Annotated in this window: 21 protein-coding genes and 1 riboswitch; of the genes, 8 read left to right on the top strand and 13 right to left on the bottom strand. The window is 61.8% G+C overall.

Going from position 1 to position 25,205, the window contains the following annotated elements:
- Positions 1–79: 79 nt before the first annotated feature.
- The 3 genes from ACP7EG_RS09420 to hppD all read right to left on the bottom strand — a co-directional run bounded on the left by ACP7EG_RS09420 (position 80) and on the right by hppD (position 6,757).
- On the bottom strand, positions 80–1,603 hold the full coding sequence (locus ACP7EG_RS09420; RefSeq protein WP_426087418.1) for a S41 family peptidase: 1,524 nt from the start codon (positions 1,601–1,603) through the stop codon (positions 80–82).
- 134 nt (positions 1,604–1,737) lie between these two features.
- Positions 1,738–5,334 carry an indolepyruvate ferredoxin oxidoreductase family protein gene (locus ACP7EG_RS09415; protein ID WP_426087417.1) on the bottom strand — a complete coding sequence of 1,199 codons (3,597 nt, stop codon included), beginning with the start codon at positions 5,332–5,334 and terminating at the stop codon, positions 1,738–1,740.
- Positions 5,335–5,629: 295 nt separating this feature from the next.
- The gene (gene hppD, locus ACP7EG_RS09410) at positions 5,630–6,757 is read right to left on the bottom strand and encodes a 4-hydroxyphenylpyruvate dioxygenase (RefSeq protein WP_426087416.1); all 1,128 of its coding nucleotides are present in this window, start codon (positions 6,755–6,757) and stop codon (positions 5,630–5,632) included.
- A gap of 125 nt (positions 6,758–6,882) precedes the next feature.
- On the opposite strand from hppD, the gene ACP7EG_RS09405 reads away from it, so the two are divergent.
- A complete protein-coding gene (locus ACP7EG_RS09405) occupies positions 6,883–7,407 on the top strand; it encodes an Lrp/AsnC family transcriptional regulator (RefSeq protein ID WP_070220829.1) in 525 nt (174 codons plus the stop codon).
- Here ACP7EG_RS09405 and ACP7EG_RS09400 read toward each other — a convergent pair.
- The 4 genes from ACP7EG_RS09400 to ACP7EG_RS09385 form a co-directional block, all read right to left on the bottom strand.
- On the bottom strand, positions 7,399–8,112 hold the full coding sequence (locus tag ACP7EG_RS09400; protein ID WP_096233337.1) for a GNAT family N-acetyltransferase: 714 nt from the start codon (positions 8,110–8,112) through the stop codon (positions 7,399–7,401). The two genes, ACP7EG_RS09405 and ACP7EG_RS09400, sit on opposite strands and share 9 nt — an antisense overlap.
- Before the next feature lie 86 nt (positions 8,113–8,198).
- Complete coding sequence (locus ACP7EG_RS09395; protein ID WP_426087415.1) at positions 8,199–9,296, bottom strand: multifunctional CCA addition/repair protein; 1,098 nt, start codon at positions 9,294–9,296, stop codon at positions 8,199–8,201.
- Positions 9,297–9,309: 13 nt separating this feature from the next.
- Positions 9,310–10,026: a glutathione S-transferase family protein gene (locus tag ACP7EG_RS09390; RefSeq protein WP_426087414.1), complete on the bottom strand. Its 717-nt coding sequence runs from the start codon at positions 10,024–10,026 to the stop codon at positions 9,310–9,312.
- Positions 10,027–10,038: 12 nt separating this feature from the next.
- A complete protein-coding gene (locus ACP7EG_RS09385) occupies positions 10,039–11,994 on the bottom strand; it encodes a transglycosylase SLT domain-containing protein (protein WP_426087413.1) in 1,956 nt (651 codons plus the stop codon).
- Positions 11,995–12,131: 137 nt separating this feature from the next.
- Here ACP7EG_RS09385 and ACP7EG_RS09380 point away from each other — a divergent pair, with 137 nt between their 5' ends.
- Positions 12,132–12,659 carry a 5-formyltetrahydrofolate cyclo-ligase gene (locus tag ACP7EG_RS09380; protein WP_426087412.1) on the top strand — a complete coding sequence of 176 codons (528 nt, stop codon included), beginning with the start codon at positions 12,132–12,134 and terminating at the stop codon, positions 12,657–12,659.
- Positions 12,660–12,673: 14 nt separating this feature from the next.
- Here ACP7EG_RS09380 and metF read toward each other — a convergent pair whose 3' ends face one another.
- The 5 genes from metF to metK all read right to left on the bottom strand — a co-directional run bounded on the left by metF (position 12,674) and on the right by metK (position 17,477).
- Positions 12,674–13,504 carry a methylenetetrahydrofolate reductase [NAD(P)H] gene (gene metF / locus ACP7EG_RS09375; protein ID WP_099760976.1) on the bottom strand — a complete coding sequence of 277 codons (831 nt, stop codon included), beginning with the start codon at positions 13,502–13,504 and terminating at the stop codon, positions 12,674–12,676.
- Positions 13,491–13,847 (bottom strand): phage holin family protein, encoded by a 357-nt coding sequence (locus ACP7EG_RS09370; RefSeq protein WP_034783534.1) that lies wholly within the window; start codon positions 13,845–13,847, stop codon positions 13,491–13,493. The genes metF and ACP7EG_RS09370 overlap by 14 nt, the downstream gene beginning before the upstream one ends.
- 195 nt (positions 13,848–14,042) lie before the next feature.
- Positions 14,043–15,467 (bottom strand): adenosylhomocysteinase, encoded by a 1,425-nt coding sequence (gene ahcY / locus ACP7EG_RS09365; protein WP_426087411.1) that lies wholly within the window; start codon positions 15,465–15,467, stop codon positions 14,043–14,045.
- A gap of 24 nt (positions 15,468–15,491) precedes the next feature.
- Positions 15,492–15,560: riboswitch (S-adenosyl-L-homocysteine riboswitch) on the bottom strand.
- Between the two features lie 86 nt (positions 15,561–15,646).
- On the bottom strand, positions 15,647–16,168 hold the full coding sequence (locus tag ACP7EG_RS09360) for a hypothetical protein (protein WP_426087410.1): 522 nt from the start codon (positions 16,166–16,168) through the stop codon (positions 15,647–15,649).
- A gap of 142 nt (positions 16,169–16,310) precedes the next feature.
- Positions 16,311–17,477, bottom strand: coding sequence for a methionine adenosyltransferase (gene metK, locus ACP7EG_RS09355; RefSeq protein ID WP_096233320.1), 1,167 nt, complete (start codon positions 17,475–17,477; stop codon positions 16,311–16,313).
- A gap of 188 nt (positions 17,478–17,665) precedes the next feature.
- On the opposite strand from metK, the gene ACP7EG_RS09350 reads away from it, so the two are divergent.
- Genes ACP7EG_RS09350 through dapF form a run of 3 tightly spaced genes read left to right on the top strand, consistent with a single transcriptional unit; the run spans position 17,666 to position 20,282 of the window.
- Positions 17,666–18,535, top strand: a complete 870-nt coding sequence (locus ACP7EG_RS09350) for a lysophospholipid acyltransferase family protein (protein ID WP_426087409.1) — start codon at positions 17,666–17,668, stop codon at positions 18,533–18,535.
- Positions 18,532–19,407, top strand: a complete 876-nt coding sequence (locus ACP7EG_RS09345) for a lipid A biosynthesis acyltransferase (protein WP_426087408.1) — start codon at positions 18,532–18,534, stop codon at positions 19,405–19,407. Before ACP7EG_RS09350 ends, ACP7EG_RS09345 begins: the two co-directional genes overlap by 4 nt.
- An 11-nt stretch (positions 19,408–19,418) precedes the next feature.
- Positions 19,419–20,282, top strand: a complete 864-nt coding sequence (dapF, locus tag ACP7EG_RS09340) for a diaminopimelate epimerase (protein ID WP_426087407.1) — start codon at positions 19,419–19,421, stop codon at positions 20,280–20,282.
- 11 nt (positions 20,283–20,293) lie between these two features.
- Here dapF and ACP7EG_RS09335 read toward each other — a convergent pair whose 3' ends face one another.
- Complete coding sequence (locus tag ACP7EG_RS09335) at positions 20,294–21,796, bottom strand: tetratricopeptide repeat protein (RefSeq protein WP_096233312.1); 1,503 nt, start codon at positions 21,794–21,796, stop codon at positions 20,294–20,296.
- A gap of 415 nt (positions 21,797–22,211) precedes the next feature.
- On the opposite strand from ACP7EG_RS09335, the gene ACP7EG_RS09330 reads away from it, so the two are divergent.
- From ACP7EG_RS09330 to ACP7EG_RS09320, 3 genes are all read left to right on the top strand, one after another.
- Complete coding sequence (locus ACP7EG_RS09330) at positions 22,212–23,288, top strand: porin (protein WP_426087406.1); 1,077 nt, start codon at positions 22,212–22,214, stop codon at positions 23,286–23,288.
- Between the two features lie 178 nt (positions 23,289–23,466).
- On the top strand, positions 23,467–24,144 hold the full coding sequence (locus ACP7EG_RS09325; RefSeq protein ID WP_426087405.1) for a DUF484 family protein: 678 nt from the start codon (positions 23,467–23,469) through the stop codon (positions 24,142–24,144).
- 7 nt (positions 24,145–24,151) lie between these two features.
- On the top strand, positions 24,152–25,099 hold the full coding sequence (locus ACP7EG_RS09320) for a tyrosine recombinase XerC (protein ID WP_426087404.1): 948 nt from the start codon (positions 24,152–24,154) through the stop codon (positions 25,097–25,099).
- Positions 25,100–25,205: the final 106 nt, after the last annotated feature.

The raw sequence follows: 25,205 nt of genomic DNA, 5'->3' as shown, positions 1-25,205 counted from the left end.
ATCAAAATTGTTATATGGAAAGATTCATGAGCAGGAAAACGCCAGGCGCCATGGCGAGGCCATGGCAGAAGCAGACGCTTTAATGGCGAATGACGGCAATTTCCTTGTAGGCCGGCCGCAGCAGCCGCGTCGCCGTGTCGGCGGGACTCTGCATCGAACTCAACAGCCTGGTCGCGCCTGTGGCCGGCGTGCAACTGCCGCTGCTGCGATAGCGCAACGCCGCCGCCAGCATGCCTTCGGCCGGATCGCCCAGCTGGTGCTGGTAATCATCCGTCACGTCGCAGGTCGGCGCCATGCCGTCGGCAAAGTCGCCAAAGCCCTTGGCATTGACGCCCTGAAACTGCACCGCGAAATAGGTGGTGCCGCAATTCGGCGCAGGGTAAAAACCGTAGGGCTTGCCGCACGTCGTGCCGCCGATCAGGTTGACTTGCACATCCACGCCGCGCAAGCCGTTGATGATGGCTTCGCTGGCCGAGCAGGTATTGCCCGTCGTCAGCAAGGTCACCCGCGTCAGCCCCAGCGAGGGCAATGGCGTGCCCTTGGGGAGGGGATTCGGGCCGGGAAAACCCTGGCTTTGCGCATGGAATGGCACGGGTGCTTTCGGCCGGGTCTTGTCATTGAAGAGCACCTGCTCAAAGGTCTTGCCGGTGGTGACTTGCGGGCCGGCAATCATGTAAGCGAGTTCGCTGGCGACATCCAGATAGCCGCCGCCGTTGTAGCGCACGTCGAGCACCAGGTCGCTGATGCCGGCCGCCTGGAAGCGGCGCATGGTCTCGACCAGCTGGCGCTCGGCGACATTATTGTGGGTGTTGAAGGTCAGATAACCCACCTTGCCCGTGGGCGTGTCGATGATGCGCTCGTTCTGCACGGCGCTCGTGCTGACCTCGACCGCCTGCAGGGTGGCGTTTCGCACCGTTCCGTCACGGCTGAAACTGAGCGCATGCGTGCCTTGGGCCGCAGGGAACAGGCCGGCGTTGATGATCTTCACGCTGGCCGCGTCCGCGGCATTGACGAAATCGACGCCATCGATGCTTTGCAGCAGGTCGCCCCGCTGCAAGCCCGCCAGGGCCGCCGGCGAACCTGGTTCGACGATCGAGATCACGGCCTTGCGCGGTGGCGTGTTACGCGTCTGCGCCAGCAACATGCCGTAGCCCAGTTCGATGCCATTCTGCGCCTTCTCCCACTCTGCCGTTGGATACGTGAAATGGAACTGGTCCTTGGGCTTGCCGGACGCCGTCGTGGCCGTTGTTTTCAGCACGTCGAAATACGCGATGGGCGTGGTGAAGCTTTGCGGCTGGTACGAGGTCGGCACTTCGCGGTACCACAGATACGTTTCATCGATCCAGCTGCGCACCCACGTCAGTTCATCGAGCAGGGTGCCCGGCTTGTCGATGCTGCTGCCGCTGCGCGGCGCCTCACAGCGGTTCGCCACCGTGGATGCAGCGACCAGCGCCGCAGGATCCGTCGGCGTGACGGGCGGCACAACGGCCGCGGTGTCGCTGCCGCCACCTCCGCCGCCGCAGGCACTCAACAGCAACGCAATGGAAAGGACGACAGGACGAGCAAGGGGCACAGGCAAGGAGGAAAAGCGCAGGGAACGCATGACAAACTTTCCGAAAAGAAATTATCGAAAAATTATAATATGTTTTGCAAGCAGGCGTTGTTTTCTTTGACACAATGGCGCCCGTAGGCGCCATTGTGTCAGCGTCATACTCACACCATCACACCATCACACCATCACGCCACGCTGGCCGCCACGGGCGCTGCCACGACGGGCGGCAGCGGCGTCGGCGCGTTGAAGGCGATCAGCAAACTGGCTTCCTTCTCTTTCGCCGCCTTCAAATGACGTTCCTTCACGTGACCATAGCCGCGGATGTCTTCCGGGATGCTGGCAATGGCCACGGCTTGCGCCAGCTTGGCCGTCGTCAGTTTCGGCAGCAAGCCGCCCACCGTCGCGCGGTATTCAAGAATCAGCGCGCGCTCCGTCTTGCGCTCGGCCGTATGGCCGAACACGTCGAAGGCCGTGCCGCGCAAGCCCTTCAACTTGGCCAGCACGCCGAAGGCCTTCAGCATCCACGGGCCATATTCCTTCTTGATCAAATGGCCCTGGGCATCCGTTTTTGCCATGATCGGTGGCGCCAGGTGGAACTTGAGCTTGATATCGCCCTCGAACATGGCGGCGATCTTCGCCTGGAAGGCGCCGTCCGTGTACAGCCGCGCCACTTCGTACTCGTCCTTGTAAGCCATCAGCTTGTAGAAATAGCGGGCCACGGCTTCCGTCAGGCGTAGATGCGGGCCATTCAGGGCGCTTTCAGCCGTGCGCACCTGGCTGATGAAGTCCAGGTACTGCTGCGCATAGGCGCGATCCTGGTAGGCCGTCAGCAAGGCGACTCTTTTTTCGATGATGTCGTCGAGCGTGTCGATGCGCTTGAATTCCACCACTTTCGCTGGCGTCGTCATGCGCACCAGGCTGGCCGTATCGTGGGCGCCCGCGCGGCCCCAGTTGAAGGCGGCCTTGTTGAACGCCACCGAGACGTTGTTCAAGTCGATGGCCTTCATGATCGACGCCTCAGTCAACGGCACCTTGCCCTTTTGCCAGGCATAACCGAGCATGAACATGTTCGTCGCGATGGAGTCGCCCATCAGCGCCGTGGCGATCTGGCCCGCGTCGATGAAATCGACATGATCCGTACCGCAGGCCTTTTCGATTTCCATGCGCGCCGAAGCACCGGGGAATTGCCAGTCCGGGTTCTTCACAAACGCGGCCGTCGACGAGCTGGTCGAGTTGATCATGGCCCAGCTGCGGCCTTCTCCCATGCGCGACAGGGCGTCGCGGCTGGCCGTGACGATCAAATCGCAGCCGATCACCAGGTCGGCCGCACCGGTGCCGACGCGCGTCGAGTGGATGTCTTCCTGGCGATCCGCCAGGCGCACGTGCGACATCACGGGGCCGCCCTTTTGCGCCAGGCCGCTCATGTCGAGCACGGAACAGCCCTTGCCTTCCACGTGCGCCGCCATGGCCAGGATCTGGCCCACGGTGACCACGCCGGTGCCGCCAATGCCGGTGACCAGAATGCCGAACGGCTCGGCCGTCGAAGGAATCGTCGGCGTCGGCAAGGCCGGCGCGGCCGGTGCGTCCTTGTCGGCGGCAGCGGCTTTTTTCGGCTTTTTCAGGCCGCCGCCTTCCACCGTCACGAAGCTGGGGCAGAAACCCGTCGTGCACGAGAAATCCTTGTTGCAAGACGACTGGTTGATCTGGCGCTTGCGCCCCAGTTCCGTTTCCAGCGGTTCCACCGACAGGCAGTTCGATTGCACGGAGCAGTCGCCGCAGCCTTCGCAGACAGCTTCGTTGATGACGGCGCGCTTGGCCGGGTCCGGGTATTCATTGCGTTTCCGGCGACGACGTTTTTCCGAAGCACAGGTCTGGTCGTAGATCATGGCCGACACGCCGGGCATGTCGCGCAGTTCGCGCTGCACGTCCATCAGTTCCGAACGGTGGCGCACGGTGACGCCTTCGGCCCAGGCGTAATCGGACGGGTATTTTTCCGGCTCATCGGTGACGACGATGATGGGACCGACGCCTTCGGCGGCGATCTGGCGCGAAATGATCGCCGGAGACAATGGGCCATCGAATTCCTGGCCGCCCGTCATGGCCACCGCATCGTTGAACAGAATTTTGTAGGTGATATTCACCTTGGCCGAGACGGCGGCGCGGATGGCCAGGATGCCCGAGTGGAAATACGTGCCGTCACCTAGGTTGGTAAACACGTGCTTTTCATTCGTGAACGGCGCCTGCCCCACCCAGGTGACGCCTTCGGCGCCCATGTGGGTAAATGTCGACGTTTCGCGGTCCATCCACAGCACCATGTAGTGGCAGCCGATGCCGGCCAGCGCGCGCGAGCCTTCCGGCACCTTGGTCGAGGTATTGTGCGGGCAGCCGGAGCAGAAGAACGGCGTGCGGTCCTTTTGCGGATCGGGTTTCGCGCTGATGGCCTTGAGGACGTTTTCCTTCGCTTCCAGGTAGGCGATGCGCTCCTTCACGCGCTGCTCGACGGGGTGACCGGCGTAATAGCGCGAGATGCGGCTGGCGATCGCGCGCGCGATCATGGCCGGGTTCAGCTCATACGTGGCTGGCAGCAGCCAGTCGCCGTGACCGGTGCCCTTCTGGTTGCTCCATTCGCCCGTGTCGTCGAACTTGCCGACCACGCGCGGACGCTCGCCATCCTTCAGGTTGTACAACTCTTCCTTCAGCGCGTATTCGAGGATCTGGCGCTTTTCTTCCACCACCAGGATCTCGTCGAGACCCTTGGCGAATTCGTGCACGCCATCCGCTTCCAGCGGCCAGGTCATGCCGATCTTGTACAGGCGAATGCCGATATCGGATGCCGTTTGCTCGTCAATGCCCAGATCGGCCAGCGCCTGGCGCGTATCCAGGTAGGATTTGCCGGCCGTGATGATGCCGATGCGCGCCTTCGGACTGTCCCAGATGATTTTATTGAGCTTGTTGGCACGCGCATAGGCCAGCGCCGCATACCATTTATAGCTGTTCATGCGAACTTCTTGTTCCAGCACCGTGTCGGGCCAGCGGATATTCAAGCCACCGGCCGGCATCTCGAAGTCGGTGGGCAGCACGATCTGCACACGGTCCGGGTCGAAATCGACGGCGGCGCCCGACTCGATGATGTCGGTTACGCATTTCATCGAGACCCACAGGCCCGTGTAGCGGCTCATGGCCCAGGCGTGCAAGCCGTAATCGATATATTCCTGCACCGACGACGGGTACAGCACGGGGATGCCGCAGGCGTTCAGGATATGGTCGGACTGATGCGCCGTGGACGACGATTTCGCCGCATGGTCGTCGCCGGCCAGCACCAGCACGCCGCCGTGCTTGGCGGAACCGGCGTTATTCGCGTGCTTGAAGACGTCGCCGCAGCGGTCGACGCCGGGGCCCTTGCCGTACCACATGCCGAAGACGCCGTCGTACTTCGCGTCTTCGAACAGATTCGTTTGCTGCGTGCCCCAGACGGCCGTGGCGGCCAGGTCTTCATTCAGGCCCGGGTGGAATTTGACGTGGTGTTCATCGAGGTATTTCTTGGCCTTGATCGCCGTCATGTCGACGGACGTCACAGGCGAACCGCGGTAACCGGTGATATAGCCGGCCGTATTCAGGCCAGCTTTCAGGTCGCGCTCGCGCTGCAGCATGGGCAGGCGGATCAGCGCTTGCGTGCCCGTCATGAAGGCGCGGCCACGTTCGAGCGTGTATTTGTCGTTCAGGGAAATCTCGGACGCGTGCGCGCCCGGCTCAAGACTCGAGCCCTTGATTGGTGCATTCATTACTTGTCTCCATTATTCTCTGTGCTACGCGTGCAAAGTCGGTTGAACTCACACGTACCGGCTGGGCTTTGTGAGCATGCCGGTGCGGAAAAATGACTTGTTTGTCGTAGACTACCACAGGAATGCGCGCAGTTCTTTTGCTGCACTGCACTCCCGTGTTCTTGCCTTTTTGCTGCTTTTTAGTACCTCGTCATGCTGGCAATGTCGGATTACGCTGCGCTAATCCGACCTACAGCCAGCATCAATCTGTAGGTCGGCTTAGCCGGAACGGCGTAAGCCGACAAACACCACCAGCTTACGCCGCGTTCGTATCTTTCAGCACGCCGCGCTTGATCTGGTCCAGCTCGATCGATTCGAACAGGGCGCGGAAATTGCCTTCGCCGAAGCCCTGGTCGCCCTTGCGCTGGATGATCTCGAAGAAGATCGGGCCGATCACTGTCTGCGTGAAGATTTGCAGCAGCAGTTCGCGTTCCGTTTCCGTGCTGTGGCCATCGATCAGGATGCGCAGGCGGCGCAGTTCTTCCAGCTGCTCGCCGTGGTTCGGCAGGCGGCGGTTGACCAGTTCATAGTACGTTTCAATCGTATCCTGGAAATCGATACCCGTATCACGCATGCCTTGCACGGAAGCATAGATATTGTCCGTGCCCAGCGCGATGTGCTGGATGCCTTCGCCATGGTACTGGTCCAGGTATTCAGCGATCTGCGACTTGTCGTCCGACGATTCGTTGATCGGGATGCGGATCTTGCCGCAGGGCGAAGTCATGGCCTTCGACTTGAGGCCCGTCAGCTTGCCTTCGATGTCGAAATAACGCACTTCGCGGAAATTGAACAGGCTTTCATAGAACGTCGCCCATTCCTTCATGCGGCCACGGTGCACATTGTGCGTCAGGTGGTCGATATACGTCAGGCCATGGCCGACGGGGTTGGCGACGGCGCCGGGAATGGCGACGAAGTCGACGTCATAGATGCTGATGTCGCCGATGCCGCCCGGTGCGGCAGCGCCTTCCTTGTCGGCGCCCTTGCCGCGCCAGCGGTCGACGAAGTACAGCAGCGAATCGCCCACACCCTTGATGGCGGGGATATTGAGCTCCATCGGTCCCGTTTTATTGTCGAAACCCCAGGCGCCCAGTTCCAGCGCGCGGCGGTACACAAAGGCCGCATCGTCGACGCGGATGGCGATGGCGCACACGGACGGGCCGTGATGGCGGGCAAAACGCTGCGCGAACGAATCTTGTTCGGCATTGATGATGAAATTGATGTCGCCCTGGCGATACAGGGTCACATCCTTGTGGCGGTGGCGCGCGATGGCCGTGAAGCCCATGTTCTCGAACAGCTTGCCCAATGCTTTTGGGTCTGGTGCTGCATACTCGACGAACTCGAAACCATCGGTACCCATCGGGTTATCCCAAGGCTGAAATTGCATGATGTCTCCTCCAAGAAGTAGCGCACAGTATAGGCGTGGGTCACGGGCATTAAATGCCAAAGATCTCCCGAACAATCATGATTTGCGCAATAATATTGCGTGAAACGAGAACCACCGGAGGGAGCATGAGCAAAATTACGCTGGATAAAACGGACCGCAAGATCCTTGCCGTCCTGCAGGCCGATGGCCGCCTGTCGAATCAGGACGTGGCCGAACAGGTCAGCCTATCGCCGTCGCCATGCTTGCGCCGCGTCAAACGGCTGGAAGAAGCGGGCGTCATCCGCCAGTACGTGGCCCTGCTGGACCCGGAAAAGATCGGCCTGGGCTTGCTCGCCTATGTGAATGTGCGGCTGGAAAAGCACAGCGACGCCACCGCGCACAGCACGGCGCGCGTGTTGGCGCCCAACCTGGTGACGAATACCTCGCCGCGCGCCGACTTCGCCGTGGCCGTGGCGCATTGGCCGGAAGTGGTGGCGTGCTATGCGATGACGGGCGAAATGGATTATTTATTACGCGTACACGTGGAAGACATGGAGCACTTTTCGCGCTTCATGATGGCCACCCTGTTGCGCCACCCGGCCGTGCTGGACGTCAAATCGAGCTTTGCCTTGCAGCGCATCAAGGATACGACGGCCCTGCCCTTACTGTGACGGCGGTGACGGTGGCTCGGGCTTCTTCTTGCGCCCCGGCAAGCGATCCCACAGTTTGAATGCGGCGCGCGCGTTCGCCTTGAGCGTGTAGTCGAACATGGCAAACTGCTCCTGCACGGCTTCCTGCAGCATGCTGGTCGGGTTCGGCGGCAATAGTTTCAAGTAAGCATCAGCTTCGCCATAGTCGCGCTGGATTTCCATGCCCGCCTTCTTGGCGATATGCATCATCGTCTTGTTGGACGACAAGCAATGCATGTACAGGGTATCGACATCGTTGTTGCGGCAGTGTATCGCCGCCCGCTCGAACAGTTTCGACCCGACGCCCATGCCGCGCATGGATTTCGACACGGACACGCCAAACTCGGCCACCTGCTCCTTGTCCGTGACGACACTTTTCGCCGGCGACTTGTCCTTCGGCGCGAACGCCAGATGCCCCACGCCCACCAGCTTGAACAGGCTGTTGTAGACGCCATAAATCATGTCGCGCGAGAAATCCATCTTCTGCACGTACTGGGCCACGAGTTCATCGGGCAAGGTGCTGCCGAAGCGCAGCAAGCGGTCGCTTTTCTCCAGAGAGAGAAAATGCTTCATCATGCGGCGCCGGTCGCGCTCATGCAACTGCTTGACGAGCACGCTCGGGCGCCCGCCGCCGCTACGGCTGAGCCAGCGGCGAAACGGATTTTGAAACAGCTTGGGTAAGGTCACGACGACTCCTGGGGCGGTGCTGCGGCACGTCAGGCCGATATTGTGCAGTGCAACATTATGGCGCCATTGTAGCCTATTCGCGCCATTCAAGCCTGGACCAGGAATGCTTGCACGGCGGCCACCCGCGCCGCGTGGATGACTTCGGGGATGCGTTTCGGCTCCGTACAACCTTGCGCCAGCGCGCCCGCGTTGACGGCGCGCGCCGCGTCCAGCCCGCCCTGCAAGCGCACCGCTTGCGGGAAATCGCCCGCGACCAGCCCATCGCACGCCACCGCTTGCAGCAGTTGCGCAAAGCGCTGCGGCTTGCGCAAGCCGTCGCAGCGTTCGCACAAGCTCACCACGGCTTCGGCGTGCAACTCCAGCGCACCGTTGATCTGGTCCAGCTCGCGCGCCGCCATGACGGCCAGCTCGCGGCACTCGTTGGGCACGCGCAGGCGCTCGCTCAGTTGTTCAATGGCATCTTTCGGCAGGCGCAGCAGCAGGGCGGCGAAGCGCACGGGCAAGTCAAGGCCTTGCGCGGCCGCATGGTCGATGACCTGCAGCAAGCGCTCGCTGAGCGTGATTTCTGGCACGATGCGCGCCAGCGCGCCGCATTCCTGCAGCACCGTCAGCATGCGCGACGGCCGCGCTTCCATCAATCCTTTCGCCACTTCCTGCCACACGCGTTCGGCCACCAGGGCATCGACTTCGCCGTCCAGCACCATCTGGCGCATCAGTTCCATGGTGGGCGGTGCCACCGTAAAAGTATCGAAACGGGCGGCAAAGCGAGCCAGGCGCAAGATACGCACGGGGTCTTCGCCGAAGGCGTCGGAAACGTGGCGAAACACTTGGTTTTGGATATCCTGAATACCGCCGAACGGGTCGGTCAGGCTGCCGTCCTCGGCTTGCGCGATGGCGTTAATGGTGAGATCGCGCCGCACCAGGTCGTCCTCCAGCGTGACGTCGGGCGCCGCGTGGAAGACAAAGCCCCGGTAGCCGGGCGCCGTCTTGCGTTCCGTGCGGGCCAGCGCGTATTCTTCCTGCGTCTTCGGGTGCAGGAAGACAGGAAAATCCTTGCCGACGGGCCGGAAGCCCTGGCGCAGCATGTCCTCGGGCGTGGCGCCCACGACGACGTGGTCGTGGTCTTTCACGGGCAAGCCCAGCAGTTGGTCGCGCACCGCGCCACCGACCGTGTAAATCTTCATGGTGAACTTCTCTTTAATCGGGTAATTCCGCGTCGTGCTTGGCCGCGACTTCCGTCTCCGCCAGCGCTTCCGTGATCCAGCGCGCCACGGCCGGGTGCGCCTGCACGCGCTCGCAATACGCGTTCAGCGCCGGTGCCAGACTCACGCCATACGTGCGGAAACGCATGACGACGGGGGCAAAATACGCATCGGCGATGGAAAACTCGCCAAACAGGAACTGGTGGTGGCCAAAGCGCGACAAGCACTCTTCCCAGATTTCGCTGATGCGGCCAATGTCCGCCTGCGCGGCGGCCGTGCGGCCCCGTCCCGGCAACTTGGCCTTGATATTCATCGACATATCCGTGCGCAAGCCGGAGAAACCGGAATGCATTTCCGCGCAGATACAGCGCGCCATGGCGCGCGCGGCCACGTCTTGCGGCCACATGTGTTTGTCAGGGAACTGCTCGGCCAGGTATTCGCAGATGGCCAGGCTGTCCCAGATCGTGATCTCGCCCGCCAGCAGCACGGGGACCCGGCCGCAGGCCGAATACTCGGCAATTTTGGTGGCCGTGTCGCTCTGGTCGAGCAGCACGCGCACTTCCTGGAACGGGATGCCGAAGGCCGTCATGGCCACCCACGGGCGCATCGACCAGGACGAGTAATTCTTGTTGCCGATGATGAGGGTCAGGCCCGGCTCGCGCGCGGCGGCCAGGGTTTGCGTCAGGCTGGGATCAAGGATGGTCGTTTGCATGGTCGGCTAGCTTTAGTTGGATGATGGCAAATCGGCAGAAACGGCGCTATTCTTCGGTCCCACGGTGCCCAGGCGCGCCTTCAGCGACTGCGGGCGCTTCTCGAACAGGGCCGCATAATACGTGGCGTTGGCCATCACGTTTTTCACGTAGCCGCGCGTTTCCGTGTACGGAATGATCTCCGCGAAGACGGCGCCTTCCAGCGGGCGCGTCATGGTGGCGCGCCAGATGCGCAAGCGTCCCGGCCCCGCGTTGTAGGCGGCGCTGGCCAGCACTTGCGAACCATCGAGGCCACCGAGCACCATGTTCAGGTAATTCGTGCCCAGCAAGACGTTGGTGCGCACATCGCTCAAGGTTTCCGTAACGAAATCGGTGAGGCCGATCTTCTTGGCGACATAACGGGCCGTCGATGGCATCACCTGCATCAGGCCCGAAGCGCCCACATGCGATTGCGCATCCATGATGAAGCGCGATTCCTGGCGGATCAAGCCATACACCCAGGCTTTGTCCAGGCCCAGGGTTTGCGTGGCCGGGTGCATGACGTCGTCGTGCGGCGTCGGGTAGCGCTGCGTATAGTCCACTTCCAGGCGCGTGCGGTCGGACGTATTGACCATGCGATCGAGCACATTATTCTGGCGCGCAAATTCCGCAGCCGCCAGATGCTGGCGATCCGTCATCGAACGCAATTCCCAGTTCCACTCGCGCGTGCCTTCGAAGCGCAAGCGCATGTTGAAAAATTTCAGCGCCCGCTGCAAGCCCGGATTGGCGGCCATGGCGGCAATTTCCGTGGGGCTGACGGGCTGGCCCGGCGGCGGCAAGACCAGATGATTACCCAGCTCTTCGTTGGCCAGCAAGCCATAGAAATTCGATTGTTCGCTAATCGAGCGGTACAGGGTGTCGGCTTGTGCATTCGGGCGGCCCGGCGTTTCCGCCTGCTGCGCACGCGCCAGCCAGTAGACCCAGGTGGGGTCCGTGCGCAGCGAGGCCGGCATGGCCTGGATGGACGACTTCACCAGGGGCCAGTTGCCTTCGCGCAAGGCAATGCGCGTTTTCCACTGCATCTGCTCCTGGGTCAACGGTGCGCCATTGGATTTTTGCCAATATTCAAACGCTTCCGGCGCCAGCGAATACGATGCCTGCAAGGCCAGGCTGGCCCAGCCGATGGCCTGTTCCTGCGCCGTCAGCTGCGCGCTGGCTTTTTGCAAGGCCACCACACCGAGTTTTAATGTGCTTTTCGCCATGCGGCCGACAGCCACCAGGTACATTTCATGGTCGGCACGGCTAGGTCCAGGTCCCTTGGCCAGCATCAGCGCCGGCAAATCGATGGCTTGCGCCATCTTCGCGTCGGACGCGCCCAGCAGCAGCGCGATGCGGCGCGCCGGGCCCGTGGCGTTGGTCTGGCCCGCCAGGCGGATCTGCGCCCACAGGTCGTTCGTGTCGAACTGGCCATTTTGCGCCAGCACGGAGATCAGGCTGCCGCACGCTTCGCCATAGCCGGGCGGCGAGACGAGCAGGTTGCGCGCTTCGGGCGCCACGTTCTGCCCCTTGGCCGCGCGCGACATCAGCGCATAGCACTTGAGCTGGGTGTCGTCGTCGAGGGCGAATTGCGGGTATTGCTCGTCAAACACGACCCAGTCGCGCTTGCGGCCCAGCTCCAGCAGCCAGTCGTTGCGGAAACGATCGGCGATGGCGCTGCCCTTGTAGCGGTTCAGGTAATCGCGAAATTGCGCCTCGGTCAGCTGTTTGATGCGCGGTTTCAGCCGATAATAGTCAACATACGATGGAATCTGGTAATTCGTCAGGCGCCCCGCATAAAAGTCGGCTTTTTCGGCGTCATCCTTGCGCGCGGCGTCGCGCAGCAGCAGGAAGGCATCGTCCTCGCTGCGCGTGTCGGGTGCGGCAGGAGAGGCGGTGGCGGACACCTGGGCCAGGGCGGCCAGGGGAGACAAGGCCGATGCAACACACAGCATCGTGCCGGCAATCCATTTCAGTGGGGAAATCAATGTACGACTCTCAATCTTAACTTGATGGTGATATGAATAGCGACCCTAGAATAACATGCGATCCGGCTACACGGCCACCCATTGCGCCACAGGATAAGGCCGGCTTGCGCAAGGCCCTGCTGGCGGCCCGCCGCGCCCTGCCCGAGACTACCCGCGCGGGATGGGATGCGGCCATCGCGCAGCGCCTGCTGGACTGGTGCGCACAGGAAAAAGTCGAGGAACTGGGCGTGTACTGGCCCCTGCATGGCGAGCCGGACTTGCACGGCGCGTATGCGCAGCTGGCCGCGCGCGGCGTGCAATTATGCCTGCCGGTGGTGCTGGAAAAGCATGCGCCGCTGGCATTTTCCGCCTGGACGCCCGGTGAAGCGATGGTCAAGGATGGCATGGGCGTAGCCGTGCCGGCCCAGTTGCGCCTGCGCCCGGCGCCCGCCACCCTGCTGGTGCCCTGCCTGGGTTTTAATACGGAACGTTACCGGCTCGGCTATGGCGGCGGCTATTACGACCGCACGCTGGAGCAAACGCCCCGTCCCCGCACCTTGGGCATCGCCTATGCCTGCCTCACGGCACACTTCGCAAGTGGTGAATACGACATCGCCCTCGATCACATCATGACCGAGGGCGATCTGTTCTAACGCATCAGAACGGTTTATTTCACCAGGCGCTGCCACAGTGCGGTAGTGGGCGCCGCCTGGTTCATGCTATAGAAATGCAAGCCTGGCGCGCCGCCTTCCAGCAAGCGCTCGCACAAGCCCGTCACCACGTCCAGGCCGAAAGCCTTGATGGATGCGCTGTCGTCGCCGAAGCTGGCCAGTTTCAGACGCACCCAGCGTGGAATTTCCGCGCCGCACATGTCCGAAAAGCGCATCAATTGCGTGTAGTTCGTGATCGGCATGATGCCAGCCACGATAGGCACGTTGATGCCCATCTTCTGCGTCTGCTCGACAAACTGGAAATACGCGTCGGCATTGTAGAAGTACTGGGTGATGGCCGCATCGGCGCCAGCCTGCACCTTGCGCGCAAACGCCTGCAGGTCGTCCTGCGGCGAACGCGCTTGCGGATGCACTTCCGGATAGGCGGCCACTTCGATATGGAAATGGTCGCCCGTCTCGGCGCGGATGAATTCCACCAGCTCGTTGGCGTAACGAAACTCTCCCGAGGCGCCGTAGCCGCTGGGCAAGTCACCGCGCAAGGCGACGATACGGCTCACGCCCGCCGCCTTGAAGTCGGCCAGCACGGCGCGGATCGATGCGCGCGAACCGCCCACGCAAGACAGATGCGGCGCGGCTTGTTCGCCGGCCGCCAGGATCTCGCGCACGGTATCGAGCGTGCCCTGCTGCGTAGTGCCACCGGCGCCGAAGGTCACCGAGAAATACTTCGGCTGCAATTCAGACAACTTGATACGCGTGGCGCGCAGCTTTTCCGCCCCTTCCGGGGTTTTCGGCGGGAAAAACTCAATACTGAAATTATGCTTTTCCATCGTCATTACTCAAAAGTAAGGTCGACAAGGCCCAGGAAATGATGCTGTACAGAATGGCACCACCCACGGCAGACCAGAAACTGGCGACATGGAAACCATCGATCACCTGCGCCACCAGCCAGAACAGGAAGCCGTTGATGATCAAAATGAACAGGCCCAGCGACAAGAATGTCACGGGCAGGGTCAGCAAGATCAGCAATGGGCGGATCAGCGCATTGACCAGCCCCAGCACGGCAGCGGCCAGCAGCGCGGTCCAGCCGCTGCTCATCGTCACCGAGTGCATCAAATAAGGGACGGCAAACAGGGCTGCCGCATTGATAAACCAAATCAGTAGCAAGCGCATTTCTCTAGCCTGTCAAAAAAGATATTGAGACAGCACAGTGACGGCTGTCTCTAACGATACACCGATCAGTCTTGTTGCCTCAGGAACCGTAGCGAGCGGATGCGCGGCGTGGCCGAGAAGCGCAGCTGTGCTTTAGCACAGTGAGCATCGCCGGCCGCGCCCCGCGCCGCGCAGTAGGTTCATGAGGCAACCATCTTAATAGCGGTAGTGCTCTGGCTTATAGGGGCCTTCTTGACGCACGCCGATGTAGTCGGCTTGCTCTTGCGTCAGTTCCGTCAGCTGCGCATTCAACTTTTTGAGTTGCAAACGGGCGACTTTTTCGTCCAGGTGTTTTGGCAAGGTGTACACGCCGACCGGGTAGTTGGCCGTGTTCGCGTACAGCTCGATCTGGGCGATCGTCTGGTTGGCAAACGACGAGCTCATCACGTACGACGGGTGGCCCGTGCCGCAACCGAGGTTGACCAGGCGGCCTTCGGCCAGCAGGATGATGCGGCGGCCCGACGGGAAGATGATGTGGTCAACTTGCGGCTTGATGTTTTCCCACTCGTATTGCTTCAACGAAGCGACGTCGATTTCATTGTCGAAGTGACCAATGTTGCAGACGATGGCCTGGTCTTTCATGCGCGTCAGGTGATCGTGCGTGAGGATGTGATAGTTGCCGGTGCAGGTGACGAAGATGTCGCCGTGTTCGCAGGCGTAATCCATGGTCACCACGCGGTAGCCTTCCATCGCCGCCTGCAGTGCGCAGATCGGATCGACTTCCGTCACCCACACTTGCGCCGACAGGGCACGCATGGCTTGGGCAGAACCCTTGCCGACGTCACCGTAACCGGCGATGACGGCCACTTTACCGGCGATCATCACGTCGGTGGCGCGCTTGATGCCATCGACCAAGGACTCGCGGCAGCCATACAGGTTGTCGAATTTCGACTTCGTGACGGAATCGTTGACGTTGATCGCAGGGAAAGCCAGCTTGCCTTCCTTGTGCATCTGGTACAGGCGGTGCACGCCGGTGGTGGTTTCTTCCGTCACGCCGAGGATTTCCGGCAGGCGCTTCGAATACCAGGTCGGATCGGCCAGCAAGTGTTGCTTGATCGAGTTGAACATGCAGATTTCTTCTTCCGAACCGGGATTGGCCAGCACCGACAAGTCGGTTTCCGCGCGCACGCCCAGGTGCAGCAGCAGGGTAGCGTCGCCGCCATCGTCGAGGATCATGTTCGAGTAGACAGCCTTGCCGTCCACGTTCGGCCATTCAAAGATGCGGTGCGTGTATTCCCAGTAGTCGTCCAGCGACTCGCCCTTGACGGCGAACACAGGCGTGCCGGCGGCAGCGATGGCGGCGGCAGCGTGATCTTGCGTCGAGTAAATGTTGCACGATGCCCAACGCACTTGCGCGCCCAGTGCTTCCAGGGTCTGGATCAGCACGGCGGTCTGGATGGTCATGTGGATGGAACCGGTGATGCGCGCGCCTTTCAGGGGCTGCGCTGCCGCGAATTCTTCGCGGATGGCCATCAGGCCAGGCATTTCCGTTTCAGCAATCTTGATTTCTTTATTGCCCCATGCGGCCAGAGTGATATCGGCGATGGTGTAGTCGTGTTGCGATTTGAGTACGGCGTTCATCACGCCCTCCTTTCAGTTGAAAAAGGTACGTGAGCGCAGTTGCAGGATATTCCGAGCCTGGCGAATTTCTTCGTCGCAACGCTCCTCGGACACTGCATCATAACATTGGCCATGTGCCGGCGGCAACCATTAGTCAAGTGGGCCGGCCGCCTGGCAGATCCGCGACGCGCGCTGGCGCGCTATGGTTTCTGCGGCGGCCAGTTCTTGCCCTGGCTGAGACAGCTGGCGCGCGCGTCGGCATCCAGACGCCGCATTATTTCATCGGCCAGGTCGCGCAGGATGGGTATCATGTCCGTATCGGCCTTGCTGCCGTCGGTCGGGTAATTCGCGGCGCGCATGGCCCATTTGCAGGTGATCACGGGATCGGGCTTGATATTCGCGCGCCAGGCATCGGGATCCGTGGCGAGAAAACCACTGTCCGCATAGATGGTGAGCACATGCAAGGCCTGGCGTGCCGACATTTGCCCCATCAACTCGGTGAGTTCGGGCCGCATCTGCACCGGCGTTGCCAGCGAGCCATCGGGGAAAATAAATTTGCCGGCCGCCGCCAGGGTCAGCACGGCATGGCCATCGCCCTCTTCTGCCTTGTCCAGCCATTGCCCCACCGTCAGCGTGGCTGGCGCCGCCACCGCCAAGGCAGCGGACAGGCCGAATGTCGCCACCAGAACAACAAGCAGCGAGCGTACGTGCAACACAGTCATGGATTTCCCTAATTGGTTTATTTGCAATGAATTGTAGCGTATCCCTACGGCAATGCCGTTCCGTACGCACTGTCGCGTGCACCCATGAAAAAAAGCGCCCGCGGCCTGCTGGCCGGGGCGCTTCTCATGCAAGCGGGCTAGATTACTTCAGGCCGGCAGCGTCGCGCAGCAGGGCGACCTTGTCGGTGCGTTCCCACGTGAATTCCGGCTCTTCGCGGCCGAAGTGGCCGTAGGCGGCGCTCTTCTGGTAGATCGGGCGCAGCAGGTCGAGCATTTGCACGATGCCTTTTGGACGCAAATCGAAGTGCGCCAGCACCAGCTTGGCGATTTCCGCGTCAGGAATCACGCCCGTGCCTTCCGTGTAGACGGTGATGTTGATCGGCTTGGCCACGCCGATGGCGTAGCTGACCTGCACCTGGCATTGGCGCGCCAGGCCGGCCGCGACGATGTTTTTCGCCACGTAACGGGCCGCGTAGGCTGCCGAACGGTCGACTTTCGATGGGTCCTTGCCCGAAAACGCGCCGCCGCCGTGCGGAGCTGCGCCACCGTAGGTGTCAACGATGATCTTGCGGCCGGTCAAGCCGCAATCGCCTTGCGGACCACCGATGACGAAACGGCCCGTCGGGTTGACGAGGAATTTGGTCTCCGTCAGCCATTCGCGCGGCAGGATCGGCTTAATGATTTCTTCGATGACGGCTTCTTCGATCTGCTTGTGCGAGATTTCCGGCGCATGCTGGGTCGACAGCACGACCGTGTGCACGCCGACGGGGCGGCCATCGACGTAGCGCAGGGTCACTTGCGATTTCGCATCCGGACGCAGCCATGGCAAGCGGCCATCCTTGCGCAGCTGCGACTGGCGCTCGACGAGGCGGTGCGCGTAGTGGATGGCGGCAGGCATCAGCTCGGCCGTTTCATCGCAGGCGTAACCGAACATCAGGCCCTGATCGCCAGCGCCTTGATCCAGGTCAATCCCAGCACCTTCATCGACGCCTTGCGCGATGTCGGGCGACTGCTTGTCGTAGGCCACCAGCACGGCACAACCCTTGTAGTCGATGCCGTATTCCGTGTTGTCGTAACCAATACGTTTGATGGTTTCACGCGCAACTTGAATATAATCCACATTGGCGTAAGTGGTAATCTCGCCAGCCAGCACCACCAGGCCCGTGTTGCACAGGGTTTCGGCAGCCACGCGGGCGGTCGGATCCTGGGCCAGGATGGCGTCAAGGATGGCGTCGGAAATTTGATCGGCAACCTTGTCGGGATGGCCTTCCGAGACGGATTCGGAAGTGAAGAGATAGTCGTTTGACATTGCAAGCTCCTGATTACTATGTGAATGTTCTGTCGCAGTAAAAAGGATATTGCCTGCGACGCTTTAGCGATATTTATATTCCGCTTCGCAAGTTGTCTATTAACTCAGCGGTTACTGCATACGTGGTATTTTACGCTTCTTAAAAAATTTTGGCACGGCAACACGCCATTCCTGGAAACAGCTTATTCATGTTAGTCCCAATTTTCCGCTTTTTATCCCTCTTTCCCCTGCCCGTCCTGCATGGCCTGGGCGCTGCGCTCGGCTGGGTGATTTACGCCATTTCCCCGTCCTACCGGCGCCGCATGCGCGAGAACATGCAGGGTGCGGGGTTTTCGCAACACTTGCACACGGCCGTGGCCGAAGCGGGCAAGAGCGTGCTGGAATTGCCCTTCATCTGGTGCGCACCGCCCGAGCGCGTGGCGCGTCATGCCACCGTGGAAAACTGGGAACTGGTGGAAAGAGCCTTGCAACACGGCCGCGGCATCGTCTTCCTGACGCCGCATTTGGGCTGCTTTGAAATCGTCGCCCAGCAAATCGCCCTGCGCACGCCGCTCACCGTGATGTACCGCCCGCCCAAGCGCGCCGCCCTGAAACCGCTGATCGAAGGGGCGCGCGCGCGCGAAAACCTGATGCTGGCGCCGGCCAACATGTCGGGCGTGCGCATCTTTGCCAAATGCCTGAAAAAAGGCCAGCCCATCGGCCTGCTGCCCGATCAGGTGCCGCAAGAGGGTGAAGGCGTGTGGGCCGATTTCTTCGGCCGTCCCGCCTACACCATGACCCTGCCTGCCAAGCTGGCGCAGATGGGCGGCGCCGAAGTCATCATCACCTACGCCGAACGCCTGCCGGGCGGGCGCGGCTATATCGTGCATTTCGTGCCATTTACCGAATCGCTGGACAGCACTTCTGCCGAGCAGGCGCGCACCATCAATGCCGCCATGGAAGAATTGATCGCGCGCAGCCCGGCGCAATACCTGTGGAGCTACAACCGCTACAAGGTGCCGCGCGGCGCGCCGCCGCCCACGCCGGCCAGCCCCGAAGCGGCCAAGGAGCAGCCATGAGACTGCTGATCGCCTTCATGTGGCTGCTGCACTGGCTGCCCCTGCCCATCCTGGGCCGCTTCGGCGTGGCCGTCGGCAGCCTGTTGTTCATCGCCATGCCCACGCGGCGCGCGATCGCCTTGACGAATCTGCGCTTGTGCATGCCGGAACTGACGGAACAGCAGCGTGTGGCGCTGGCGCGCCAGCATTTCCAGGCGTATTCGCGCAGCGTGTGGGAGCGCAGCATCCTGTGGTGGTCGTCGGAAGCACGCCTGAACCGCCTGATCAAAAAGGTGCCCGCCTTTCCGGGCCAGCAGATCGCGGCCAAGCCCACCATCCTGCTGTGCCCGCACTTCGTCTGCCTCGACGTGGCCGGCGCCGCCACGGCGATGGAAATTTCCGCATCATCGATGTATGTGCAGCAAAAGAACGCCGCCTTCGACCAGGCCCTGCGCGCCGGCCGTTCGCGCTTCAAGCCACCCAAGCTGTTTACGCGCCAGGATGGCATCAAGACGATTCTGCGCGCGCTGCGCGACGGCTTGCCGTATTTCATGCTGCCGGACATGGATTTCGGCGAAAAGGATGCGGAATTCGTGCCCTTCTTCGGCGTGCCCGCCGCCACCCTGACGGCCACGGCGCGCCTGGCGCTGGCCGCCAAGGCGCAAGTGATTCCCGTCATCGCCACCTTTTTGCCCAATTACCAGGGCTGGCAAGTGACGTATTACCCGGCCTGGGACGATTATCCGGGCGACGACATCACGGCCGCCACACGCCGCATGAACGAATTCATCGAAGAGCGCGTGCGCGAAGCGCCGGCCGAGTATTTCTGGACGCATAAACGCTTCAAGACGCGTCCGCAAGGCGAAGCGTCGTTCTATAACCAGCACAAGTGATACGGCAAAACATGAAACTCCAATTTACCAAGATGCATGGCGCCGGCAATGACTTCATCGTCATCGATGCCATCAATCAAGATATCGACTTCACGCCGGCCCAGTGGCAGCGCCTGGCGGACCGCCGTTTCGGCATCGGCGCCGACCAGATCCTGGTGGTGGAAAAGCCGCGCCTGCCCGGCTGCGACTTCCGCTACCGTATCTATAACAACGATGGCGGCGAAGTCGAGCAATGCGGCAACGGCGCGCGCGCCTTCGTCAAGTTCGTCAGCGAAAAAGGCTTGTCAAGCAAGGCGAGCATCCGCGTGGAAACCATGGCCGGCATCATTGCACCGCGCCTGGAGGCGGATGGCAGCATCACGGTCGACATGGGCGCGCCTGTGCTGGAACCGGCACTGGTGCCGTTCGATGCCGCTGGCCTCGCCGGTGTAGCGGAAGGCAGCGACACCTTGTGGCCGCTGGTCCTGGCGCTGCCGGGCCACAGTAGCCCCGTGCTGGTGTCCGTCGTCTCGATGGGCAACCCGCATGCCGTGCAAGTGGTCGAGGATGTCGATGCGCAAGACCTGGAACAATCGGGCCCGCTGATCGAGCACCATCCGCGCTTTCCCCGCCGCGTCAACGCCGGCTACCTGCAGATCGTCGACCGGCATCACGTGAAACTGCGCGTGTATGAACGGGGCGCGGGCGAAACCCTGGCGTGCGGCACGGGCGCCTGCGCCGCTGCCGTGGCCGGCATCCTGCGCGGCCGGCTCGATTCCCCCGTGCGCATCAGCGCGCGCGGCGGCGAACTGTCGATCGCCTGGCAAGGCCCAGGTCATCCCGTCCTGATGACGGGCCCGGCCGTGACCGTGTTCGAAGGCACGATCGAGCTGTAAGCAAATAAACGTCAGGCCGCCAGGAACTGCTGTTCCTGCGCGACACCCAGTTCAGCCAGATAGCACTTCAGGCGGTACAGGCGTTGCCGGTAATTGCCTTCCGGCCCCGTCACGCCGCAATCGACGCGTTCGAACAGGCGCACCACCTGATCGAGCAGCTGGCGCTCCTGCGCCGTGCGGATCAATACCAGGCGCCGCTTGCCGCGCCCATGCGTGGCACTGATATCGATCAACAAACAATGCCCCTGGTCGGCCGCATGCAGATCGAGCAGCAAGGCCTCGGCACGCGACAGGTGAAAGCGGCGCGCCAGCTCCAGCCGCGCCGCCAGCAAAGGGTGGCTCTGGCCCAGCTGGCGCAGTTGTCCATCGGCATGCAGGGCGGCACACTGGCCCCAGTCGCCGGATTCGCCGTGTGGCGCGATCTTCGCCAGCGCCGCCTCCGCTTCACTGCTGCCCTGCGCCTGCGCCTGCAGCAGCCAATAGGCGGCACGCACATCGTTGTTGACATCGTCGCGGCGATTGCGCCAGGCATGCATGCCGCACTCGAGCTGGGCCGGGCCATGTCCCAGGTCGGCGGCACGCTCCAGACAGGAATGGGCTTCGATCACATTGCGCTGGGAAAATTCCGGTTTTGTATAGATGCGCGACAGCACGAACCAGGCTTCGGCCAGGCCCTGCTCGCCCGCCTGCGTCAGCCAGCGCACGGCCCGCTTGAAATTGGCCGCGCCGTTGCGCGTGGCCAGCCGCTGGCCATGCGCATCCATGCGCGCATAGCCGAGTCCCAGCTCCAGCTGCGCCGTGCGGTCGCCGCCATGCGCGGCCAGCTCGCAACATTGCCATCCCTCAGCATCGCCGCCTGGCGCCAGTGCCTGGGCGCAACGCGACAGCAACTGCACCTGCTGCGTATCCAGCGCAATCGTGCGCGCCCCCGCAGCGGCCTGGCGCTGCAACAGCTCGCGCGCCAGCGGCAAGCCTTGCGACAGGAAGCCGGCGTGGTTGCCCTGGCTCCAGGCCTGCTCCAGCCAGGCGTACAGGGGCGTATCGCCATCGAGGGCATGCTTGCCAGCGACGCCGGTATCCGGCACGCAGCTTGCGGACGATCCTTCTTGCATGGATAACAACCATTGCGCGTCGGGCAAGCCGGCGCGCACGGCGGCGTCCAGCGCCACGCGTGCCTTGGCGCGCAAGGTTTCACAACTGCTGGCGGCGTTGCCCAGCACCAGTTGCGCCAGCACCAGGCCCGCCTGCACCAGACCCGCATCGAACGCCTGCGCGTAATACGGAATCAGCGTCCTGGCAGCCGGTTGCGCCACTTCAAACGGCACGTGCGTACCGATCAGCAAGCATGCTTCCTGGCTATCTTCCTGGGCCGCCCGCGCCAGCCAGTGCAAGGCGGTCGGCAAGCTCTGCGGCACACCCTGTCCGAACAGATACAGCCGTCCCAACGCCAGCTGGCAAGCCACATCGCCCGCGCGTGCGCCCTTGATCAATCCTAATGTTTCGCGATTTGCCATCGATTCTCGATATTGAGTCAATGATTCTAATAATAGTGCGTCGTCTCCGGACCCATCAGCGCAGGCCGTCCCTTAGTGTACCGTCCTTGTGTCATAAATCCGCCACAGCCGGCTCAAGAACTTGATTCAACGCAACAATGTTCCGGCCAAAACACGCCAATATGGCAAGGTGCCGCCACCGTGGCGATGGGAGAACGCCGGCTATCGGCGCAGGATCGGCAGAAACCGCGCGTTACAAAAATACAACAGGGCCATGGATTTATGACGCTTTTCACCAATCTTTTCACGCACATTTGACCAATCCCGCACGTCTTGCGCGCCGACGAATTAAGGTTCACTCATCGAAACGCGGTAATTGGCGCATTTCAATCTGCTCGGATCTCGGACGGAACTCACTTTTAATAGGGAATAAGACATGAAAAAATCACTCGTTGCCCTCGCACTCTTCGGCGCCTTTGCCGCAACCGCACAAGCGCAGTCGTCCGTCCAAATCTACGGCACGGTCGATGCTGGCCTGGGCAAAGCGACTGGTTCGACCACCTCTGTCACCAAGCGCGACAACAACAAGCTGGGTTTCAAGGGCACGGAAGATCTGGGCAATGGCTTGAAAGCTATTTTCCAACTGGAAATTCGCTATGAATCCGATACGGGTACGCTGGAAAGCAACTCCCGTCCGCTGTTCCAGGGTCAAAGCCGCGTCGGCCTGCAAGGCAACTTCGGTACCGTACGCCTGGGCCGTGGCCTGACCGCCTTCCAGGAATCGAGCACCGCGTTCGAACCATGGTCGGGTATGCCTACGCCAGCCGGTTTCCAGACCGACATCACGGTCGCCGGTTACACCAGCGATCCGCTGAGTGCGGATGGCAACTCGCGTAACCGCTTCTCGAACGCCGTGTTCTATAACTCGCCAGTCATCAGCGGCTTCCAGTTCAACGCCACCGTGGCCGCCAAGGAAGCCAATAACAATGCCGTCGTCCCAGCGCGTGCGCCGATCAACGCATTCACATTTGCCTCGGGTAACTACGCGGTGGCAGCAAACGTTGCGCCAGCGTCGAATCCGTACTCGATGTCGGCTACCTATACCAACGAACAGTTCGCCGCCATGGCCGCTTACGAGCGCAATGGCCTGCAAGCCAAGCTGTGGTCGGTTGCCGCATCGTTCAATCCGAGCAAGGAATTGAAACTGATGGCGTCGTACCAGCATCAGGATGATGGCAACTTCAAGATCATCAATACAGATACCAAGGCATGGCTGATTGGCGCCAATTACGACGTCGGCCCAGGCAAGATCCGCGCTGGCTATGGCCAGAAAACACCAGATGGCGTCGTCAAGACCAAGCAAGCATCACTGGGCTATGACTACAATCTGTCGAAACGCACCTACCTGTACGCGGATATTTCGAACAAGAAAGCAGCCGTTGCTAACAGCATCAACTACACCGTTGCGAAAAGCGTCAACTACATCGGTCTGGGCGTACACCACAATTTCTAATGCCCCGCACGTCACCCGCCACGGGTGATTGCTGAGCAAGAAATGCAAGGCGGCATGGGTAACCATGCCGCTTTTTTCATGCGCGCGCGGAAAATGCATCGGCGCCCTGCCCTTTGCGCCTATGCCGGCGCACTCTCGGTTAGAATGAAGCGTTCATCCTTCTCTCTTCTGACTATCAATGACCGCCACACTCGATTCCAGCACCGTCGCCCAGTACCTGAGCGAGCATCCGACTTTCTTCGCAGAGCATACCGCGCTGCTCGGCGAGGTCAAGCTGAGCAGCCCGCTGACGGGACGCACCATCTCGCTGCAGGAGCGGCAGATGGAAGTGATGCGTGACAAATACAAGGCGCTGGAACTGCGCATGTCCAAGCTGAGCCGTCTGGCCGAGGAAAATGGCGACATCGCCAGCAAGTTCCACGGCTGGAACCAGGCCATGCTGCAAGTGCGCAGCGATGCGGCCATGCCGCGCGTGCTGGTCGATGCCCTGCAAAGCAATTTCGACGTGCCCTATGTCAGCCTGCGCCTGTGGCAAGTACTGCCGGAACACGCCAATGGCTGGTTCACGGAAGATGTCACGGCCGACGTGCGCATGTTTGCCAACAGCCTGCAAGCGCCGTACTGCGGCAGCAACCGCGATTTCGAAGCCGTGCACTGGTTGCAGGCGGATAAAATCGAATCGACCGTCATGATCGCCCTGCGCGCGCCCGGCACCACAGGCACCTTCGGCTTGCTGGTGCTCGGTTCGCCCGACAGCGAACGCTTTACCTCCAGCATGGGCACGGACTTCCTCGTGCACATCGGCGCCACGGCCAGCGCCGCCCTGGCCGCGCTGCGCGCCGGCTCGCCTGCCTGAGAACCCCGTGGGCGAGACGCGCAGCAAGGCCGAATGGCTGGCCGCCTATCTGGCGCAGCTGGCCACGCAGCGCAAACTCTCACCGCATACGCTGGACGCCTACGGGCGCGACCTGCGCGCCTTGCTGGAACTGAGCGGCAATACGCCCTGGACGGCGCTGGCGCACAACGAAGTGCGCCGCTACACGGCCAAGTTGCATGCCGGCGGCCTCGATCCGCGCTCGATCGCCCGCAAGCTGTCGTCGTGGCGGGGCTTTTTCAACTGGCTCAGTGGCGAAACGTCTCTCGACGCCAACCCCGTCGACGGCATCCGCGCGCCCAAGCGGGCCAAGACCTTGCCCAAAGCCCTGTCGGTGGACGACGCCGTGCGCCTCGTGGCGCCCGCGCAACACCAGCAGGGCGCTGCCGAGCCCGAGCAAGTGTGCAACCGCGCCATGTTCGAGCTGCTGTATTCGAGCGGCTTGCGCGTGTCGGAACTGACCAGCCTGGATACTCACTACTGCAAGGCCGAGGGCGGCCAGCCCGCCTCACTGGGCTGGCTGGACATGGCCAGCTTCGAAGTCATCGTCACGGGCAAGGGCAGCAAGATGCGCAAGGTGCCCGTCGGCAAGGCCGCCCTCGTGGCGCTGGCCAGCTGGCTGGCCGTGCGTCCGCCTGCAAAGGATGGCAGCGCTGCCTTGTTTTTAAGCACGCGCGGCACGCGTATCTCGCCGCGCGTATTGCAGCTGCGCCTGAAGGCGCATGCGCAGGCGACGGACATTCCCGCGAATGTGCACCCGCACGTGCTGCGCCACTCGTTCGCCTCGCACCTACTGCAATCATCGGGCGACTTGCGCGCCGTGCAGGAAATGCTGGGCCATTCCAGCATCACCTCGACCCAGGTCTACACGGCCCTCGATTTCCAGCATCTGGCGCACGTGTATGACCAGGCGCACCCGCGCGCCAAGCTCAAGTAGGCAGCCGCAGCCGTGGGCCAGCCTGATCCATATCAAGCGGGTGGGCGCGCATTTGCAAGCATTTGCAAAATTCCGGCATAATCGTCCGCATTCTTCCGCTTGCGCG

The organism is Janthinobacterium sp. PSPC1-1 (genome assembly GCF_049897625.1).
GTDB classification, from domain to species: Bacteria; Pseudomonadota; Gammaproteobacteria; order Burkholderiales; family Burkholderiaceae_D; genus Janthinobacterium; species Janthinobacterium tructae.
This window is presented reverse-complemented; position numbering and strand designations above follow the sequence as displayed.

Coding starts and splice junctions, on each gene's coding strand:
- ACP7EG_RS09345 (WP_426087408.1), top strand. CDS start 18,532: ATGAGACTGCTGATCGCCTTCATGTGGCTGCTGCACTGGCTGCCCCTG.
- ACP7EG_RS09395 (WP_426087415.1), bottom strand. CDS start 9,296: ATGAAGATTTACACGGTCGGTGGCGCGGTGCGCGACCAACTGCTGGGC.
- ACP7EG_RS09330 (WP_426087406.1), top strand. CDS start 22,212: ATGAAAAAATCACTCGTTGCCCTCGCACTCTTCGGCGCCTTTGCCGCA.
- ACP7EG_RS09350 (WP_426087409.1), top strand. CDS start 17,666: ATGTTAGTCCCAATTTTCCGCTTTTTATCCCTCTTTCCCCTGCCCGTC.
- ACP7EG_RS09415 (WP_426087417.1), bottom strand. CDS start 5,334: ATGAATGCACCAATCAAGGGCTCGAGTCTTGAGCCGGGCGCGCACGCG.
- ACP7EG_RS09325 (WP_426087405.1), top strand. CDS start 23,467: ATGACCGCCACACTCGATTCCAGCACCGTCGCCCAGTACCTGAGCGAG.
- ACP7EG_RS09420 (WP_426087418.1), bottom strand. CDS start 1,603: ATGCGTTCCCTGCGCTTTTCCTCCTTGCCTGTGCCCCTTGCTCGTCCT.
- ACP7EG_RS09385 (WP_426087413.1), bottom strand. CDS start 11,994: ATGCTGTGTGTTGCATCGGCCTTGTCTCCCCTGGCCGCCCTGGCCCAG.
- hppD (WP_426087416.1), bottom strand. CDS start 6,757: ATGCAATTTCAGCCTTGGGATAACCCGATGGGTACCGATGGTTTCGAG.
- metK (WP_096233320.1), bottom strand. CDS start 17,477: ATGTCAAACGACTATCTCTTCACTTCCGAATCCGTCTCGGAAGGCCAT.
- ACP7EG_RS09390 (WP_426087414.1), bottom strand. CDS start 10,026: ATGCAAACGACCATCCTTGATCCCAGCCTGACGCAAACCCTGGCCGCC.
- dapF (WP_426087407.1), top strand. CDS start 19,419: ATGAAACTCCAATTTACCAAGATGCATGGCGCCGGCAATGACTTCATC.
- ahcY (WP_426087411.1), bottom strand. CDS start 15,467: ATGAACGCCGTACTCAAATCGCAACACGACTACACCATCGCCGATATC.
- metF (WP_099760976.1), bottom strand. CDS start 13,504: ATGGAAAAGCATAATTTCAGTATTGAGTTTTTCCCGCCGAAAACCCCG.
- ACP7EG_RS09370 (WP_034783534.1), bottom strand. CDS start 13,847: ATGCGCTTGCTACTGATTTGGTTTATCAATGCGGCAGCCCTGTTTGCC.
- ACP7EG_RS09360 (WP_426087410.1), bottom strand. CDS start 16,168: ATGACTGTGTTGCACGTACGCTCGCTGCTTGTTGTTCTGGTGGCGACA.
- ACP7EG_RS09335 (WP_096233312.1), bottom strand. CDS start 21,796: ATGGCAAATCGCGAAACATTAGGATTGATCAAGGGCGCACGCGCGGGC.
- ACP7EG_RS09405 (WP_070220829.1), top strand. CDS start 6,883: ATGAGCAAAATTACGCTGGATAAAACGGACCGCAAGATCCTTGCCGTC.